We start from the raw sequence: 14,462 nt of genomic DNA, 5'->3' as shown, positions 1-14,462 counted from the left end.
GTCTATGGGATCCGCGCGATGCGCGAGGAAAGCCGTCTGATGCGCGGGCTCCGCAACGCCTACTACCGCGTGCTGACCAGATTCTCCGAGCTCAAGGTGCCTCCGGGAGTCGGTGACTTCCAACTTGTCGACAGGCGCGTTGTCGAGGCCATGCGTCACGTCCGTGACGCCTATCCATTCATGCGAATGATGACGTTCGAATGCGGCGGTCGCATGGTCGGCGTGCCCTACACCTGGCGTGAGCGCAAGAAGGGGTTTTCGAAGAACCGCGCCAGCGCGCTGATCGACCAGGGCCTCAACGGGCTGGTGTCCTTCACCACGGCGCCGGTCCGGTTCGGGCTTCTCGCGGGCTTTCTGATCTCGGCCGTGAGCATCGCATACGCGATCGTCAACTTCATCATCGGCCTGGTGCTTTATCAGAAGCTCGCCGAACCTGGCATCCTCACCCTGATCGTCGCCATGTTCTTCTTCGGCGGCGTACAGCTGTTCTTCATGGGCATGATCGGTGAGTACGTTCTTGCGATCTACGGACAGGTGCGCGAGAAGCCCGTGGTGTTCGAGCGCGAGCGCATCAATTTCGATCCCTCACCGCCGCCCGGCGCGTGACGAGCAGGGAGCGTCAGCGCTTCGCCAGCGATTGCTCGACCCGCGCGACGATCGCCTGAGCCGAGAGGCCCGCGGCATCGAGCAGCGCCTCGCGCGACCCCGCGCTCGACGTCTTCCCACCCTGCTCCGGAATGCCGATGCCTGTGACCGGCGGCCGGACCGCATCTCCGGCAAACACGCCCGCCACCAGGCTGAACAGACCGCCGCGCAGGATGTGCTCTTCCAGCGTCACGATGAGTGAGGCCTCGCCCACGGCGTCGCGGATCGCGGCCTCGTCGAGCGGCTTCAGGCAGGAGACGCTGACCACGCCGACGTCCCTGCCGCGCCCGGCGAGTTCACCGGCGGCCTCCAGCGCACGGGAGGCGATCGGCCCGGACGCGAGGATAACGACCTCCCGTCCCTCACGCAAAACCCTGGGCTTGCGCAGATCGGTCACGGCGGCGCCGAGATTCGGCTCCCCCTGACGGCTGAGCCGCAGATAAGAGGGCTTGCCGCTTCCTGCGATCAGACGCGTCGCAGCCCGCACCTCCATGGGATCGCAGGGCACGAACACCTCGATGCCCGGCAGCATCGACATGATCCCCGCGTCCTCGAGCGCGTGGTGTGTGTAGCCCTGGCTGCCATAGGCATAGCCGGCCCCCACCGCCACGACTTTGACGTCGGCACCGTGGTAGCAGACGTCGTTGCGGAGTTGCTCAAGGCAGCGCAGCGTCGGGAAATTTCCGATCGAGTAGATGAAGACGGTCTTGCCCGACAGCGCGATTCCGGCGGCGATCCCCGCCATGTTCTGCTCGGCAACACCGACATTGAGATAGCGATCGGGAAACTTCGCCGCGAACGGCTCCAGCACGGAGTAGCCGAGATCGCCGCAGAGCAGCCAGATGTCGGGGTTTTCGCTTGCCGCCTGCGACAGGCTCTCGATGAACGTCGTCCTCATGCGCCGACCTCGGCCAGCGCCTGCGCAAGCAGCTCATCCGAAGGCGAGCGGTAGTGCCATTCGAGCTTGTTCTCCATGAAGCTCACGCCTTTGCCCTTTACGGTGTGGGCGATCACGACGGTCGGCCGGCCCGATGCCGCCGGCACGCCGCCGAGCACACGCTCCAGCGCAGTGAGGTCGTGGCCGTCGATCTCTTCGACCTGCCAGCCGAACGCTTTCCATTTCTCGGCAAACGGATCCAGGTTCAACACCTCGGCGACCGAGCCGAAACTCTGAATCTTGTTGAAGTCGACGATGACGCAGAGATTGTCGAGCCTGTGATGCGGCGCGAACAGGATGCCCTCCCAGTTCGAGCCCTCGTCGCATTCGCCGTCGCTGAGCAGGCAGAAAACGAGGCTGCCCGCGCCTGCATTTCGTGCGGCGAGCGCCATGCCGATCGCAATCGGCAGGCCATGGCCGAGCGAGCCGGTCGAAACCTCGACGCCGGGCACAGCGTGGCTGACATGCCCGGTGAAGATCGAACCGTCGCGGCAATAGGTGTCGAGCTCGGCTAGAGAAAAGAAACCGCACTCGGCGAGCGTTGCGTACATGATCGCCGTGGCGTGGCCCTTGCTGAGCACGAAGCGATCGCGGTTCGGGCTTTGCGGCTCGGCGGGATCGACGCGCAGGATCCGCGTGTAGAGCACCGCCAGGATGTCCGCCATCGAGAGGCAGCCGCCGATATGGGAGGCCTTCGCGGCATGCACCATGCGCAACGCGTGCGCACGAATCCGTCGCGCGAATTCTTTCGGCTCAGGAAGATTTGGTCGCGTCATGCCACTCTACCGTCTCGCGTAGTCCCTGATCCAACGGCACTTCGGGCTTCCAGCCCAAGGCAAGCATGCGCGAAACGTCCGCAGCCAGGACCATAACCTGATCGGGCCGATACGCCAACTCGCCGAAGCCGAGAGCGGCGCCGGGGTCGACGAGATCGCGCAGCCGCGTCACCGTCTCGCGCAGCGGCGGGGCGTCCGCGCTGCCGACGTTGAAGATGCCGCGCGCCGCGTCATGCGTGATTGCCAGCCGGAAGGCGCTCGCGGCGTCGCGCGCGTGCAGAAATCCCCAGCGCTGCTCGCAGGCCGTCAACGCCATACGATGTCCCGAGCGCAAGTTCCGAATCATGCTCGGAATCAGCCAGTGATCGGCATCCTTCGGGCCGTAGGTCGAGAAAATCCTGAGCCAGGCGGCACGCAGGCCGCGCTCCTCGCACAGGCGCATCGCCATCGATCCGGCCGCGAGCTTGGCCATGCCGTACAATGTCGTCGGCCGTGGCGCGTCGTCCTCCCGGATCGGACGATCATAGGGTCCGTACTCCGCCTGCGATCCGGCTCCGACGAAGATCCTGGCGCCGGCCTCGGCCGCGAGCTCGGCGAGGCCCACCGTGTCAGCCACGTTGACGGCCTGAATCGGGCTGTTGCGATCGCTGCCCGCGACGCCGCGCCAGGCCATGTGCACGACGGCGTCCGGCGCGAACGCCCCCAGCGCTTTGCGCAGCCCCTCCGGATGCTCCAGACTGCCCGGGATCACGTGCAGCCGGTCATGAAGCGGCCCGAGGCGCCAATAGGAACTTGCCGGCCGCAACAGGACGGCCACCTCGTGCCCCCGCGCCATGAGGTCCGCAACGAGATAGGAGCCCAGAAAACCGCTCGCGCCGGTGGCAAAAACACGCATAAGCCCCGGGTAGATCAGCTACCCCGGCCCCGTCAATGTCCCGCTTTCGGCAAGCCCCCTGCCCGGGCCACGTTCCCGGCACGGCCGAAAGGGCGATCCGAACTTGATTATCCGGCCCATGCGGCTAAACGGAGGGCCAGATCGAGGTTCGACGACGCAGGGGTAGACGCATGAATGATTTCAGGCTGGCCATGGTTTCCGCAGGCTTCGAGCACGGCGGAAACGTCACCCATCGTCACTTCGACGGCCATCCCGACCTGCTCGTCTATCCCTTCGAATCCCAGCTCGGCAACCGCAACTTCAACGACTTCCTGGCCTCGGTCGAGCGCGTCCAGTACCGCTATCCCGAATTCCCGGAGGGGCTGACGGCCACCGAGCTCTATGAGCAGATGATCGACGAGGAGCTGAAGACCTTCCTGCGCAAGCGCAACGGCTCCAAGTTCCGCGATGCGGACTGCGTGATGGACGAGAAGAAGCGGGTCGCCGAGTTCGCCCGCATCGTTGGCGAGCCGCCGATCTTCCGCCGCCAGGTGATCGAAGCCTTCTTCCGCGCCACTTTCGCGGCCTGGGAGAACTATTACGTCAAGCCGCGGCCGGGCATGGTCCATGTCGGCTACTCGCCCGCCATCGGGATCGATGCCGATCGCATGGTGCGCGACTTTCCCAACGTCCGCATCCTGCACATCGTGCGCAATCCGTTCTCGGCCTACCGCGACACTAAGCGCCGCCCGTTCCCGCAACCGCTGACCAAATACCTGATCACCTGGAACATCTATCACTCGACGGTCGAGATGTTTGCCAGGATGTACCCGGAGAACGTGCGGATCTTCCGTTACGAGGACCTCGTCGACGACAAGCGCAAGTTCATGACCGAGGCGGCCGGATTCATCGGCGTGCCCTTCGCCGATTCCATGCTCTATCCGAGCTGGAACGGCGTCGAGATCAAGGACTCCATTGCGCCTTGGGGAACCGTGCTCAAGAGCACCAAGGACTACAACCAGGCGGTGATCCAGGAACTCTCGGACGAGGAGCGCAAACAGATCGCACAGGGCACCGCGGCACTCGCCCGTCATTTCGGCTACGACCGGATCGACTATCTGAGCCCGCTCTATCGTGTTGAGTAAGATCGCGTTCTTCGAAACCGACGACCGCCCCGACATCGGCGCCGACCGCGCGCGCCTCCTGCCCGCGCTGCTACAGCATTTGCAATCCCTCGGCCGCAAGGTCGCCGTTGCGCCGGCGCCCGGCGGCACGCTCGGTGCCTGCTTTGACGCGGATATCGCCGGCGAAAAGCGGTTTCTGAAGACGCATCTGCCGGGCGCGCGCGCGCGTGCCAGCCTCGCCAAGGAAGCCGACATCCTCGAGCAGCTCTACGGCAACACGATCGTGCTCGACCGATTCGAGATCCCCCTCGCGGATGGAGCGGCGCGACTCTGCCTCATGATGCCCGCGCTCGTGCCGCAGGCCGCCCCGATGCCGCCCGCTGATGCCGCCGCAATGGCCTGCGCGTGCAGTGAGCGGCTCAAGGACTGGCAGCCGGGCAGACTCGCCTCGTTCGATCACTATCTGACGTCCGCTGCAGAGGCACTGAAGACGCTTTCGAGCCGCGGCCTGCTGGAGCGGACCGGCGCGACCGAGGTGCGCAGGCTGATCGGGCTGCTCGTGGATCGTCGCGCGGATTTGCCCGAGGCGCTCTGTCACGGCGATTTCGGGCCGAAGAACATCATGCTCCAGGGCGGCGCGCGGCGCGTCATCGACTGGGAAGATGCATTCCGCGGCATCGCCGGCTACGACTACCTGTACTGGCTGACCTTCATGGAGAACCGGCCGTTCCTGCAAGAGGCCGCCTTCGGCCGAACCGGCCTTTCGCCCGACGTCGAGCGCGCCATCCTCGTGCTCGTCGTCCTGCTCAAATCCTATCTGGCGGTCTTGTCGGGCGAGTATCTGAAGCATGCGGTGTCGGCAGAGGACCGCATTGCCGAGATCCTCGATCTGCCGGGCTGATCAGGCCTGCGCGGCGCCAGCGACCTGGTCGAGCTGATCGAGCGAGAAGCTGCGCAGGTCCCGGCCCTGGCGCAGCGCCTTGTACCATTCGACGGTCAGGCGAAGGCCCTGCGCCAGATCGAGCCGGGGCGTCCAGCCGAGCTCGCTCCGCGCCTTCGTGCAGTCGAGCCTGAGATAGGCGGCTTCGTGCGGATGCGGGCCGGAATCGGCCGTCCACCGCGCGCCGTCGCCCCACAGCGCGATCAGACGATCGACCACGGTCCCGACCGGCACCTCGCTTGCGGTATCCGGTCCGAAATTCCAGCCCCCGACGAAACGCTCATCGCCCGCCAATCGCTCGACCAGCGAGAGATAGCCGAGCACCGGGTCGAGCGCGTGCTGCCAGGGCCGCACCGAATTGGGATTACGGATGCGGAGCGCCTCGCCGGCCAGGAACGCCTGCATCGCATCGGGCACCAGACGGTCGCGCGCCCAGTCGCCGCCGCCGAAGACGTTGCCGGCCCGCGCGGTGGCGACGCGCGCCGCCCCCTTCGCGTTGAAGAAACTGTGGCGGTAGGAATGCGTCACGAGCTCGGCGCAGGCCTTGCTGTTGCTGTAGGGATCGTCACCGCCGAGCCGGTCGCCCTCGCCGAATGCGGCGCCCATGCCATTGTTCTCGTAGCATTTGTCGCTGGTGACATTCAGGATCACCTGCACCGAACGCAGAGGCCGTGCCGCCTCCAGCACATGCACCGTGCCCATCACGTTGGTCGCAATGGTCTCGACCGGCTCCTCATAGGAGGGGCGCACCAGCGCTTGCGCCGCCATGTGGATGACGATGTCGGGCTCGGCCTCAGCCATTGCGGCGCGCAAGGTTGGGAGATCGCGGATATCGGCAACGCGGTGCTTGATGTCGTCGGCGATTCGCGCCGCGACGAACAGCGCGGATTGGTGTGTCGGCGCCAGCGCATAGCCGTAGACCTCGGCCCCGAGGCGGCGCAGCAGCAGCGACGCCCACGCGCCCTTGAAGCCGGTATGACCGGTGAGAAAGACCTTCTTGCCGCGCCAGAATGCCGGATCCGTCACCAAACCCTCCATTTGGCACGGTTGCCGGCCCACTCACCCTCGAGGAAGTTACGATCGCGCAGCGAGTCCATCGGGTGCCAGAAGCCGTGATGCACGTAGGCGCGCAGATCGTCGCCGCGCACGAGCTGCTCCATCGGCTCGCGCTCCCAAATCGTGTTGTCTCCTGCGATCAGCTCGCCAACGGACGGCGACAACAGAAAGAAACCGCCATTGATCCAGCCGCCGTCGTCAATGGGCTTTTCCTCGAAATTGACGACCCGATCGCCCTCGATCGCAATCGCGCCGAACCGCTTGGCCGGCCGCACCACCGAAACGGTGGCGCGCCGCCCGTGCGCCTTGTGGAACGCGATCTCGGCGGCCAGGTCGATGTCGGCAACACCATCGCCATAGGTCAACGCGAAGAAGGGCTCGTCCGCGACATAAGGCAACACCCGCTTCAGCCGGCCGCCGGTCTGGGTGTCCTCGCCGGTATCGACGAGCGTGACCCGCCACGGCTCGGCGGTTTCGCGATGCACTTCCATCCGGTTCTCGGCGATGTGGAAGGTCACGTCGGACATGTGCAGGAAGTAATTCGCGAAATACTCCTTGATCATGAAGCCCTTGTAGCCAAGGCAGATCACGAAATCATGGAAGCCATAATGGCTGTAGATCTTCATGATGTGCCACAGGATGGGCCGCCCGCCGATCTCCACCATCGGCTTCGGCCGCGTGCTGGTCTCCTCCGCGATTCGGGTGCCCAGGCCTCCCGCAAGAATTACGACTTTCATTCACCTGCTCCGAACGGGAGGCACGCTCCCCGCGTAGTCCAGACCGGCTTCTATACGAAGTGGCCGGACCTGGAAAATCACCGGCCCCTAAAGCCCCTCTGAGGTCAAGGGGTACTATGTTACCTTGCGCAAGGCTATTGGCGTTTCCGCCGGTAGCCGATACCACTCTGCCGGCCGCACCGGGAGGACCGTCCCGAGATCCAGCTGGAACCCGATCATGCCGTTTGAAAACTACAAGAACAGCCGCATCCTCGTAACCGGGGGCGCCGGGTTCATCGGATCGCATCTGTGCGAGCGACTGCTCGATACGGGAGCCGAGGTGGTGTCCGTCGACAACTACTTCACTGGCAGCCGGCGCAACATCGCCCATCTGATCGCAAATCCGCTGTTCGAGGCGGTCCGGCACGACGTCACCTTCCCGCTTTACATCGAGGTCGACGCGATTTTCAACCTGGCCTGCCCGGCCTCACCGATCCACTACCAGCGCGATCCCGTGCAGACCACCAAGACCTCGGTGCACGGCGCCATCAACATGCTAGGGCTCGCCAAGCGACTCAAGGCGCGCATCTTCCAGGCCTCGACCAGCGAGGTCTATGGCGATCCGCTGATCCATCCGCAGACCGAAGATTACTGGGGCAATGTCAACCCGATCGGCGTCCGCTCCTGCTACGACGAGGGCAAGCGTTGCGCCGAGACGCTGTTCTTCGACTATTGGCGTCAGCACAGCCTGCCGATCAAGGTCGCGCGCATCTTCAATACCTACGGTCCGCGCATGCAGCCGAATGACGGTCGCGTGGTGTCGTCCTTCATCGTCCAGGCGCTGCAGGGCGAGCCGATCACCGTGTTCGGCGACGGCGGGCAGACCCGCTCGTTCTGCTATGTCGACGACCTCGTCGAGGCCATCATGCGGTTGATGGTGACGGCGGAGGACATCACCGGCCCGATCAACCTCGGCAACAATTCCGAGTTCACGATCCGTGAACTCGCCGAGAAGGTCATCAAGCTCACGGGCTCGCGTTCCAAGCTGGTGTTCAAGCCGCTGCCGCAGGACGACCCGCGCCAGCGCCAGCCCGACCTTGCCAAGGCGAAGACGGTACTGAACTGGGAGCCGAAGGTCGCGCTCGAGGACGGGCTGAAGGAGACGATCGCTTACTTCAAGCACTCGCTCGACATCGCCTGACCTGCTCGCAACGTCCATCGTCCGCAGCGAGCTTCCGCAATGAGCGCACCGGCCGGGATCATCAGCGATTTGCGCGCCCGGCTGGACTCGAAAGCCGCGCTGACGAGATTGGTGCTGCTGCACAGCGCTGTCACCTGCCTGTCCCTGATCGAGGTCGCGACCTTTCAGCTCTCCATCGACTTCGACCCGAAGCGCCTCTGGATCGCCGTTCTCGTGGCAGCCGGCTTTTCCGTCGTCTCGCTGTTGTTTGCCTCAGCCCGCTTCTGCTTCGGCTATTTCGTCGGGTTCTATTTCTACACGATGATCCTGGGCTTCCTGTGGATCGACGTCTTCTCTGACTACAATTACCCACGATCGCTTGCCGGAGTTTCCGCGGCATTGGCGCTGCTGCTCTGCCTGATGCCCATGCTGTTCATCCGGGCACCGCTGCGACAGTTCGTGCCCATGTCCAATGCCCGCTTCGAGCATTTGCTGACGCTTATCCTCCTGGTCTCCATCGTCACCATCGCCGTCGCTTCGACCTACAATTTCCGCCTGGTCTCGATCGCGAACATCTATGACTACCGTGACACGCTCGAATTCCCTGGATTGCTGCGATATCTCATAGGATGGATTTCCAGCGCGCTGCTGCCGTTTGCCTTCGCCAGCTACTGGCTGCTCGGCCATCGGTGGCGCGCAGGACTGGCGCTGGTCCTGCTCCTGCTATTCTATCCCATCACGCTGACGAAGTTCGCGTTCTTCACGCCAGCCTGGTTGATCGCACTGGTCGTGCTGTCGCGGCTCCTGGAGGCGAGAGCATCGGTCATCGCCTCGATCTTCGTCCCGATGCTGATCGGGCTGCTCGTGATCTGGGTGACGGAGGCGAGCCTGAGGAGCATTCCCGGCAGGTATTTCGATATCGTCAACATCCGGATGATGGCGACGGCATCGGGCGCGCTCGAGCTCTACAACGATTTCTTCGCCAACCACCCGCTGACCTGGTTCTGCCAGATCTCCGTTCTCAAGCCGCTGATGCATTGTCCTTACGATGAGCCGCTCGCGGTGGTGATGCAGAACACCTACGACTTCGGCAATGTGAACGCCTCGCTGTTTGCGACGGAAGGCATTGCGTCCGTCGGCCCGTGGCTGGCGCCGCTGACCGCACTCGCAGCAGGCCTCGTGCTGGCGCTGGGCAACCGCGCCTCGGCGGGCCTGCCGCCCCGCTTCGTGCTGATGTCGTCGGGTGTGCTGCCGCACATCCTGCTCAACGTGCCGCTCTCCGTCGCCATGCTCACCCACGGCACCGCCATCCTGTTCCTGCTCTGGTACGTGATGCCCCGCACCCTGTTCGAAGAAAAGCCGTGACGCCGTGCGCATCCTGATCCTCAATGCCGACTATCCGCGCTTCCTCGCCTGGCTCTACCGGCGCACGCCAGGCCTGGAGAACGCGCCTTATGCGGCGCAGATGGCGGCGCGGAACGCCAGCCTGTTCGGCGTCGCCGATTTCTATTCGCGCAATTTCGCCGGCCTTGGGCACGCCGCCGCCGACATCCACGTCAATAATCCCTGGATGCGCGCGGCCTGGGCGCACGAGCACGGCCTTGCCGTCACCGAGCCGCCGCCGCCGGGCACGCCGGCCGCGCGCGATGCCGTTCCCGGCTGGCTGCAACGCGCGGTCGCCCCCTTCAAGCCGGTGCTGCGGCCGCTCGCGCGCAAGGTCGGCCTCAGCCCGCGCCTTGATGCCGAAGCGGAAAGCATCCTGCTGGCGCAGATCGAGGACTTCAAACCCGATCTCGTCCTCAACCAGGATCTGTTTCACGTCGACACGCGCCTGGCGCGCCGGATCAAAGGGATCGGCCGCCCGGTTCTGATCGGCCAGATCGGCATCTCGCCCTCACGCGGCGAGGACTGGTCGGTCTACGATCTCATGATCTCGCAGATGGCCGCGGTGGTGGACTTCTTCCGTGCCCACGGAGCGCGCGCCGAAGTGATTCATCTGGCCTTCGAGCCCGGTATCCTCGACGTCCTGCCGCCGCCGCCCTCGCAGGAATTCGACGTCACCTTCGTCGGGGCCGTGTCGGCCGATCACCAGCTTCGCGTCGCGCAGCTCGAAGCGGTGGCGCGCTGCTACGATCTCAAACTGTTCGGCAGCGGCCTGCACTCCCTTCCCGCATCCTCGCCGCTGCACCGCTGCTACCAGGGCGAGGTGTGGGGCGCTGAGATGTACCAGGCACTGCGCGCCTCGCGCGTCACCCTCAATTCGCACATCGACATGGCCGGCCGCGAGGCCGGCAATGCCCGCCTGTTCGAAGCGACCGGCGTCGGCGCGTTCCTGCTCACCGACTTCAAGGACAATCTGCACACGTTGTTCGCTCCCGAGCGCGAGGTCGTCGCGTGGCGCAGCGTCGAGGACTGTCTCGCGTTGATCGATCGGTACCTCGCCGACGACACGGCGCGCCAGTCCATAGCCAAGGCGGGGCAGGCCAGGACGTTTGCCGCCCACACGTTCCGCCGGCGTGTCGAAGAGATCCTCGGGTACGTCGGCTGAATTCCGCACCGGCAGGCGGAGCAATCGTCATGATCCGTCCGCCCTTGACGGTCCCGACCAAAATGGCCAAAGTGCATAGCGGGACCGCTATCTCTCTCTAATCACAGCGATTTTTTCGAGGCTCACGATGGAACACGTCGAACAAGTTCGATTCGGCGACCAGCTCTACGCGATCATCGTGCGGGCCTCGTTCCGCGAGCCGGGCATCCACTTCTTCTCGACGCCGGAGCTGTCCCAGCAGCTCGCCTTCATGAGCCATCCGCAAGGCAAGACCATCGAGCCTCACCGCCACAACAAGGTGACGCGGGAGGTGCACTACACCCAGGAGGTCCTGCTGATCCAGAAGGGCAAGCTCCAGGTCGATTTCTACACCGTCGAAGAAAAATATCTCGAAAGCCGCGTGCTCGGTGCCGGCGACATCATCCTGCTCTGCAGCGGCGCCCATGGCTTCCACGTGCTCGAGCCGCTCGAGATGTTCGAGATCAAGCAAGGTCCCTATTCCGGCGAGAACGACAAGACCCGGTTTGCCGAAGCCTCCCCGTCCGAAATCCGGATCAAAGGCCCAAACCCGTGACCGCACCGTTCATTCCCGTCAACACGCCGCTGCTCGACGGCAACGAAGCCGATTATCTCGCCGAATGCATCCGGACCGGATGGATCTCCTCTGAGGGACCGTTCATCAAGCGCTTCGAGCAGGCGATGGCCGAGGCCGCCGGGCGACGACACGGCATCGCCGTCACCAACGGCTCGGTCGCACTCGACATCGCCGTCCATGCCCTTGGGCTCGATGAAGGGTCCGAAGTCATCATCCCGACCTTCACGATCATCAGCTGCGCCGCCGCCCTGGTGCGCGCCGGCCTCGTCCCGGTCGGGGTCGACTGCGATGCCGCGACCTGGAACATGACGGCCGAGGGTGTGGAAGCCGCGATCACGTCGCGCACGCGCGCGATCATGCTGGTCCACATCTACGGTCTACCGGTCGATCTCGATCCGATCCTGACGCTGGCCCGCAAGCACGATCTGAAGGTGATCGAGGACGCCGCCGAGATGCACGGCCAGACCTATCGCGGTGCGCCCTGCGGCAGCTTCGGCGAAGTCTCAACCTTCAGCTTCTATCCGAACAAGCACGTCACGACCGGTGAAGGCGGCATGATCCTCACCGACGACGACGCGCTCGCCGATCGGCTGCAAGGCTACCGCAATCTCTGCTTCCAGCCGCAGCAACGCTTCGTCCACGAGGAGCTCGGCTGGAACGCGCGCATGACCAATCTCCAGGCTGCGCTTGGTGTCGCCCAGGTCGAGCGCCTGCCGCGCACGGTCGAGATCAAGCGCCGGATCGGCCGGCTCTATGACGAACATCTCGCAGGCCTCAACCGCATCCGCCGCCCCGTCGCCCGCACTGGCTATGCCGACAACATCTACTGGGTCTACGGCGTCGTGTTGAACGACGACGTGCCGTTCGACGCCAAGGAGGCGATGCGGCGCCTCGGCGAAAAGGGCATCGGAACGCGGCCGTTCTTCTGGTGCATGCATGAGCAGCCGGTGCTGCGCCGGATGGGCCTGATGCGCGACGAAAGTCATCCGAACGCAGAATACATCGCCCGGCGCGGTTTTTACCTGCCGAGCGGGCTTGCCCTGACCGACGACGAGATCGCGCGCTCGGCCGCGGCGCTGAAGGAGATCCTGGCGTGACGGTGTTCGCCGACTACGCGCCCTGGTATGATCTTCTCTATCAGGACAAGGATTACGCGGCCGAGACGGCATTTGTCGAAGCGCGCCTGCGCGACCATGGCGTTTCCTCGGGCAAGCTGCTCGATCTCGGCTGCGGCACCGGCCTGCATGCGCTCGCCTTCGCGCGCCAGGGGTGGAACGTTGCCGGCATCGATCTCAGCGACGAGATGATCGCGCGCGCCAAGACGCGCGCCGGGCAGGCCGGACAGTCGATTCCGTTCCGGCAGGGTAATGCTTGCGAGACGGGTCCCGAACGCGATTTCGATGCTGTGGTGTCGCTGTTCCACGTCGCAAGCTATCAAACCAGCCGCGATGCGCTGAAGGCCATGTTCCGTACGGCCCATGCGGCGCTGAAGCCGGGCGGCGTCTTCTTCTTCGACTATTGGTACGGCGGCGCCGTGCTGGCGCAGGGCGTCGAGACGCGCGTCAAGGTGATCGAGCAGAAGCCGCTGCGCCTCACCCGCATTGCGCAATCCGATCATGACGAACAGGCCGCGACCGTCACCGTGAACTACACCCTGTTCTGCGAGGACCTGGATCGCGCCACGATCCAGCGTGTCGATGAAGCGCATCACATGCGCTACTGGTTTCCGTTCGAGATCAACGCGTCGCTTGTGGCGAGCGGCTTCCAGGGCGCCGCTCACGCCGCATGGTTGACGCAGGACGCGCCGAACTCGAAGAGCTGGGCGGCCTATGCGGTCGCCAGAAAGAGTGTTGCACCGTGAGACCGCTGCGGCTCGCCGTGATGCTGGAACAGGCGCTCGAGGTCGGCGGCGGCTTCCAGCAGCCGCTCAATGACCTGCTCTGGCTGCGTGACTGGGCGGCCAAGTCGGGCAACGAGATCGTGGTGTACTCGCCCTATCCGAAGACCCTGGACATCCTGAAGGAGTTCGGCGTCGCGGCGCGCCTGCTCAAGTTCGGCCCGCTCGACCATGTCTTCCTGTTCCTGAAATATTGCGGGCCGTTCGATCTCGTCCAGATCGCGCTGAAGCTGAAATCGCCGTTCGAGCGTGCGCTGATCCGCGACGGCATCGACGTCGTGCACTTTACCTCGACCTCGAAGCGGCACCTGCTGCTCTACGAGCTGCCGTTCATCATCACGATCTTCGACGGCTGCCATCGCGACGCGCCGGAGTTTCCGGAAGTGAGGACGTTCGGCGAATTCGAGCGCCGCGAGATCCTGTTCGGCCTCGCCAGCACCAAGGCCGCGGTGGTGATCGTCAACGCGCCGGAGCTGGTCGACAATCTCTGCCACCGCTATGCCATGGAAAAAGACCGCGCGGTCTGCATCCCGTTCTCGCCCTCCACCTATGTCAGCCAATCCACGTCCGACGCCGCCGACGATGAAGCGGTGCTGTCGCGATACCGGCTCGAGCCCGGCTATCTGTTCTATCCGGCGCAATTCTGGCCGCACAAGAACCACATGACGCTGCTCGCTGCGCTCGCAAGCTTGCGCGAACGGGGCATCACCGAACGGCTGGTGCTGTGCGGATCGGATCGCGGCGGCCGCGACAAGATCGATGCGGCGATCCGCGCCTACGGCCTGTCGGACCAGATTTCCATCATCGGCTTTGTCGAGTCCGCCGAGCTCGGCGCGCTGTATCGCGGCGCCGCGGCGCTGGTGATGCCGAGCTATTTCGGCCCGACCAATCTTCCACCGCTGGAAGCCTGGGCGGTCGGCACGCCCGTGATCTATCCCGAGGCCTTCAAGGCCCAGGCCGGCGACGCCGCGATCCTGTTCGATTATGACGACCCGCGCTCGCTCGCGGACGCGATCGTCAGCCTGCGCGCCGACGGCACGCGCGAGCGGCTGCGCGCGGCCGGCCAACTCCGCCTTGCACAGTTTGCCGAGGAGACCAATGCCGGCCACCAGCAATTCGCCCGCCATCTGGAACGGCTGAAGCACCGGCTGGCATTGACCGCGCGTTGAATAGC

General features: G+C 64.8%; 14 protein-coding genes and 1 pseudogene. 10 read left to right on the top strand and 5 right to left on the bottom strand.

The window, feature by feature from the left end; translation table 11 throughout:
* Positions 1-606: pseudogene (locus CV770_RS03865) on the top strand (glycosyltransferase); the annotation flags it as partial.
* A 13-nt stretch (positions 607-619) separates the two neighbouring features.
* Here CV770_RS03865 and CV770_RS03860 read toward each other — a convergent pair.
* The 3 genes from CV770_RS03860 to CV770_RS03850 are packed head-to-tail and all read right to left on the bottom strand — an operon-like array spanning position 620 to position 3,253.
* Positions 620-1,543 (bottom strand): transketolase family protein, encoded by a 924-nt coding sequence (locus CV770_RS03860; RefSeq protein ID WP_104461385.1) that lies wholly within the window; start codon positions 1,541-1,543, stop codon positions 620-622.
* On the bottom strand, positions 1,540-2,358 hold the full coding sequence (locus CV770_RS03855) for a transketolase (protein WP_104461384.1): 819 nt from the start codon (positions 2,356-2,358) through the stop codon (positions 1,540-1,542). Before CV770_RS03855 ends, CV770_RS03860 begins: the two co-directional genes overlap by 4 nt.
* Positions 2,336-3,253 (bottom strand): NAD-dependent epimerase/dehydratase family protein, encoded by a 918-nt coding sequence (locus CV770_RS03850; RefSeq protein WP_104461383.1) that lies wholly within the window; start codon positions 3,251-3,253, stop codon positions 2,336-2,338. The genes CV770_RS03855 and CV770_RS03850 overlap by 23 nt, the downstream gene beginning before the upstream one ends.
* Positions 3,254-3,423: 170 nt before the next feature.
* Between CV770_RS03850 and CV770_RS03845 the strand changes: the two genes are divergently transcribed.
* Complete coding sequence (locus CV770_RS03845; protein ID WP_104461382.1) at positions 3,424-4,377, top strand: sulfotransferase family protein; 954 nt, start codon at positions 3,424-3,426, stop codon at positions 4,375-4,377.
* Positions 4,367-5,257 carry a phosphotransferase gene (locus CV770_RS03840; RefSeq protein WP_104461381.1) on the top strand — a complete coding sequence of 297 codons (891 nt, stop codon included), beginning with the start codon at positions 4,367-4,369 and terminating at the stop codon, positions 5,255-5,257. Before CV770_RS03845 ends, CV770_RS03840 begins: the two co-directional genes overlap by 11 nt.
* Here the strand turns inward: CV770_RS03840 and rfbG are convergent, their stop codons facing one another.
* Positions 5,258-6,322, bottom strand: a complete 1,065-nt coding sequence (gene rfbG / locus CV770_RS03835; protein WP_104461397.1) for a CDP-glucose 4,6-dehydratase — start codon at positions 6,320-6,322, stop codon at positions 5,258-5,260.
* Complete coding sequence (rfbF, locus tag CV770_RS03830; protein WP_104461380.1) at positions 6,319-7,089, bottom strand: glucose-1-phosphate cytidylyltransferase; 771 nt, start codon at positions 7,087-7,089, stop codon at positions 6,319-6,321. The genes rfbG and rfbF overlap by 4 nt, the downstream gene beginning before the upstream one ends.
* A 217-nt stretch (positions 7,090-7,306) precedes the next feature.
* Between rfbF and CV770_RS03825 the strand changes: the two genes are divergently transcribed.
* The 7 genes from CV770_RS03825 to CV770_RS03795 all read left to right on the top strand — a co-directional run bounded on the left by CV770_RS03825 (position 7,307) and on the right by CV770_RS03795 (position 14,457).
* Positions 7,307-8,269 carry a UDP-glucuronic acid decarboxylase family protein gene (locus CV770_RS03825; RefSeq protein ID WP_104461379.1) on the top strand — a complete coding sequence of 321 codons (963 nt, stop codon included), beginning with the start codon at positions 7,307-7,309 and terminating at the stop codon, positions 8,267-8,269.
* 39 nt (positions 8,270-8,308) lie between these two features.
* On the top strand, positions 8,309-9,613 hold the full coding sequence (locus tag CV770_RS03820; RefSeq protein WP_104461378.1) for a hypothetical protein: 1,305 nt from the start codon (positions 8,309-8,311) through the stop codon (positions 9,611-9,613).
* A 4-nt stretch (positions 9,614-9,617) separates the two neighbouring features.
* Positions 9,618-10,796: a CgeB family protein gene (locus tag CV770_RS03815; RefSeq protein WP_104461377.1), complete on the top strand. Its 1,179-nt coding sequence runs from the start codon at positions 9,618-9,620 to the stop codon at positions 10,794-10,796.
* 127 nt (positions 10,797-10,923) lie between these two features.
* Positions 10,924-11,370 (top strand): cupin domain-containing protein, encoded by a 447-nt coding sequence (locus CV770_RS03810; RefSeq protein ID WP_095425660.1) that lies wholly within the window; start codon positions 10,924-10,926, stop codon positions 11,368-11,370.
* Positions 11,367-12,488 (top strand): DegT/DnrJ/EryC1/StrS family aminotransferase, encoded by a 1,122-nt coding sequence (locus CV770_RS03805; protein ID WP_104461376.1) that lies wholly within the window; start codon positions 11,367-11,369, stop codon positions 12,486-12,488. The genes CV770_RS03810 and CV770_RS03805 overlap by 4 nt, the downstream gene beginning before the upstream one ends.
* Positions 12,485-13,252 carry a class I SAM-dependent DNA methyltransferase gene (locus CV770_RS03800; RefSeq protein ID WP_104461375.1) on the top strand — a complete coding sequence of 256 codons (768 nt, stop codon included), beginning with the start codon at positions 12,485-12,487 and terminating at the stop codon, positions 13,250-13,252. Before CV770_RS03805 ends, CV770_RS03800 begins: the two co-directional genes overlap by 4 nt.
* On the top strand, positions 13,249-14,457 hold the full coding sequence (locus CV770_RS03795) for a glycosyltransferase (RefSeq protein ID WP_104461374.1): 1,209 nt from the start codon (positions 13,249-13,251) through the stop codon (positions 14,455-14,457). The genes CV770_RS03800 and CV770_RS03795 overlap by 4 nt, the downstream gene beginning before the upstream one ends.
* The last annotated feature ends 5 nt before the right edge of the window (positions 14,458-14,462 follow it).

It is taken from the genome of Bradyrhizobium sp. AC87j1, assembly GCF_002936975.1.
GTDB lineage: Bacteria > Pseudomonadota > Alphaproteobacteria > Rhizobiales > Xanthobacteraceae > Bradyrhizobium > Bradyrhizobium shewense.
The sequence above is the reverse complement of the archived record's forward strand: the minus strand, read 5'-3'. Positions and strand labels throughout refer to the sequence as shown.

Bases quoted from the DNA above. Each gene is read 5' to 3' on its own strand.
- CV770_RS03860 (WP_104461385.1), bottom strand. From the start codon at position 1,543: ATGAGGACGACGTTCATCGAGAGCCTGTCGCAGGCGGCAAGCGAAAAC.
- CV770_RS03855 (WP_104461384.1), bottom strand. From the start codon at position 2,358: ATGACGCGACCAAATCTTCCTGAGCCGAAAGAATTCGCGCGACGGATT.
- CV770_RS03850 (WP_104461383.1), bottom strand. From the start codon at position 3,253: ATGCGTGTTTTTGCCACCGGCGCGAGCGGTTTTCTGGGCTCCTATCTC.
- CV770_RS03845 (WP_104461382.1), top strand. From the start codon at position 3,424: ATGAATGATTTCAGGCTGGCCATGGTTTCCGCAGGCTTCGAGCACGGC.
- rfbF (WP_104461380.1), bottom strand. From the start codon at position 7,089: ATGAAAGTCGTAATTCTTGCGGGAGGCCTGGGCACCCGAATCGCGGAG.
- CV770_RS03825 (WP_104461379.1), top strand. From the start codon at position 7,307: ATGCCGTTTGAAAACTACAAGAACAGCCGCATCCTCGTAACCGGGGGC.
- CV770_RS03820 (WP_104461378.1), top strand. From the start codon at position 8,309: ATGAGCGCACCGGCCGGGATCATCAGCGATTTGCGCGCCCGGCTGGAC.
- CV770_RS03810 (WP_095425660.1), top strand. From the start codon at position 10,924: ATGGAACACGTCGAACAAGTTCGATTCGGCGACCAGCTCTACGCGATC.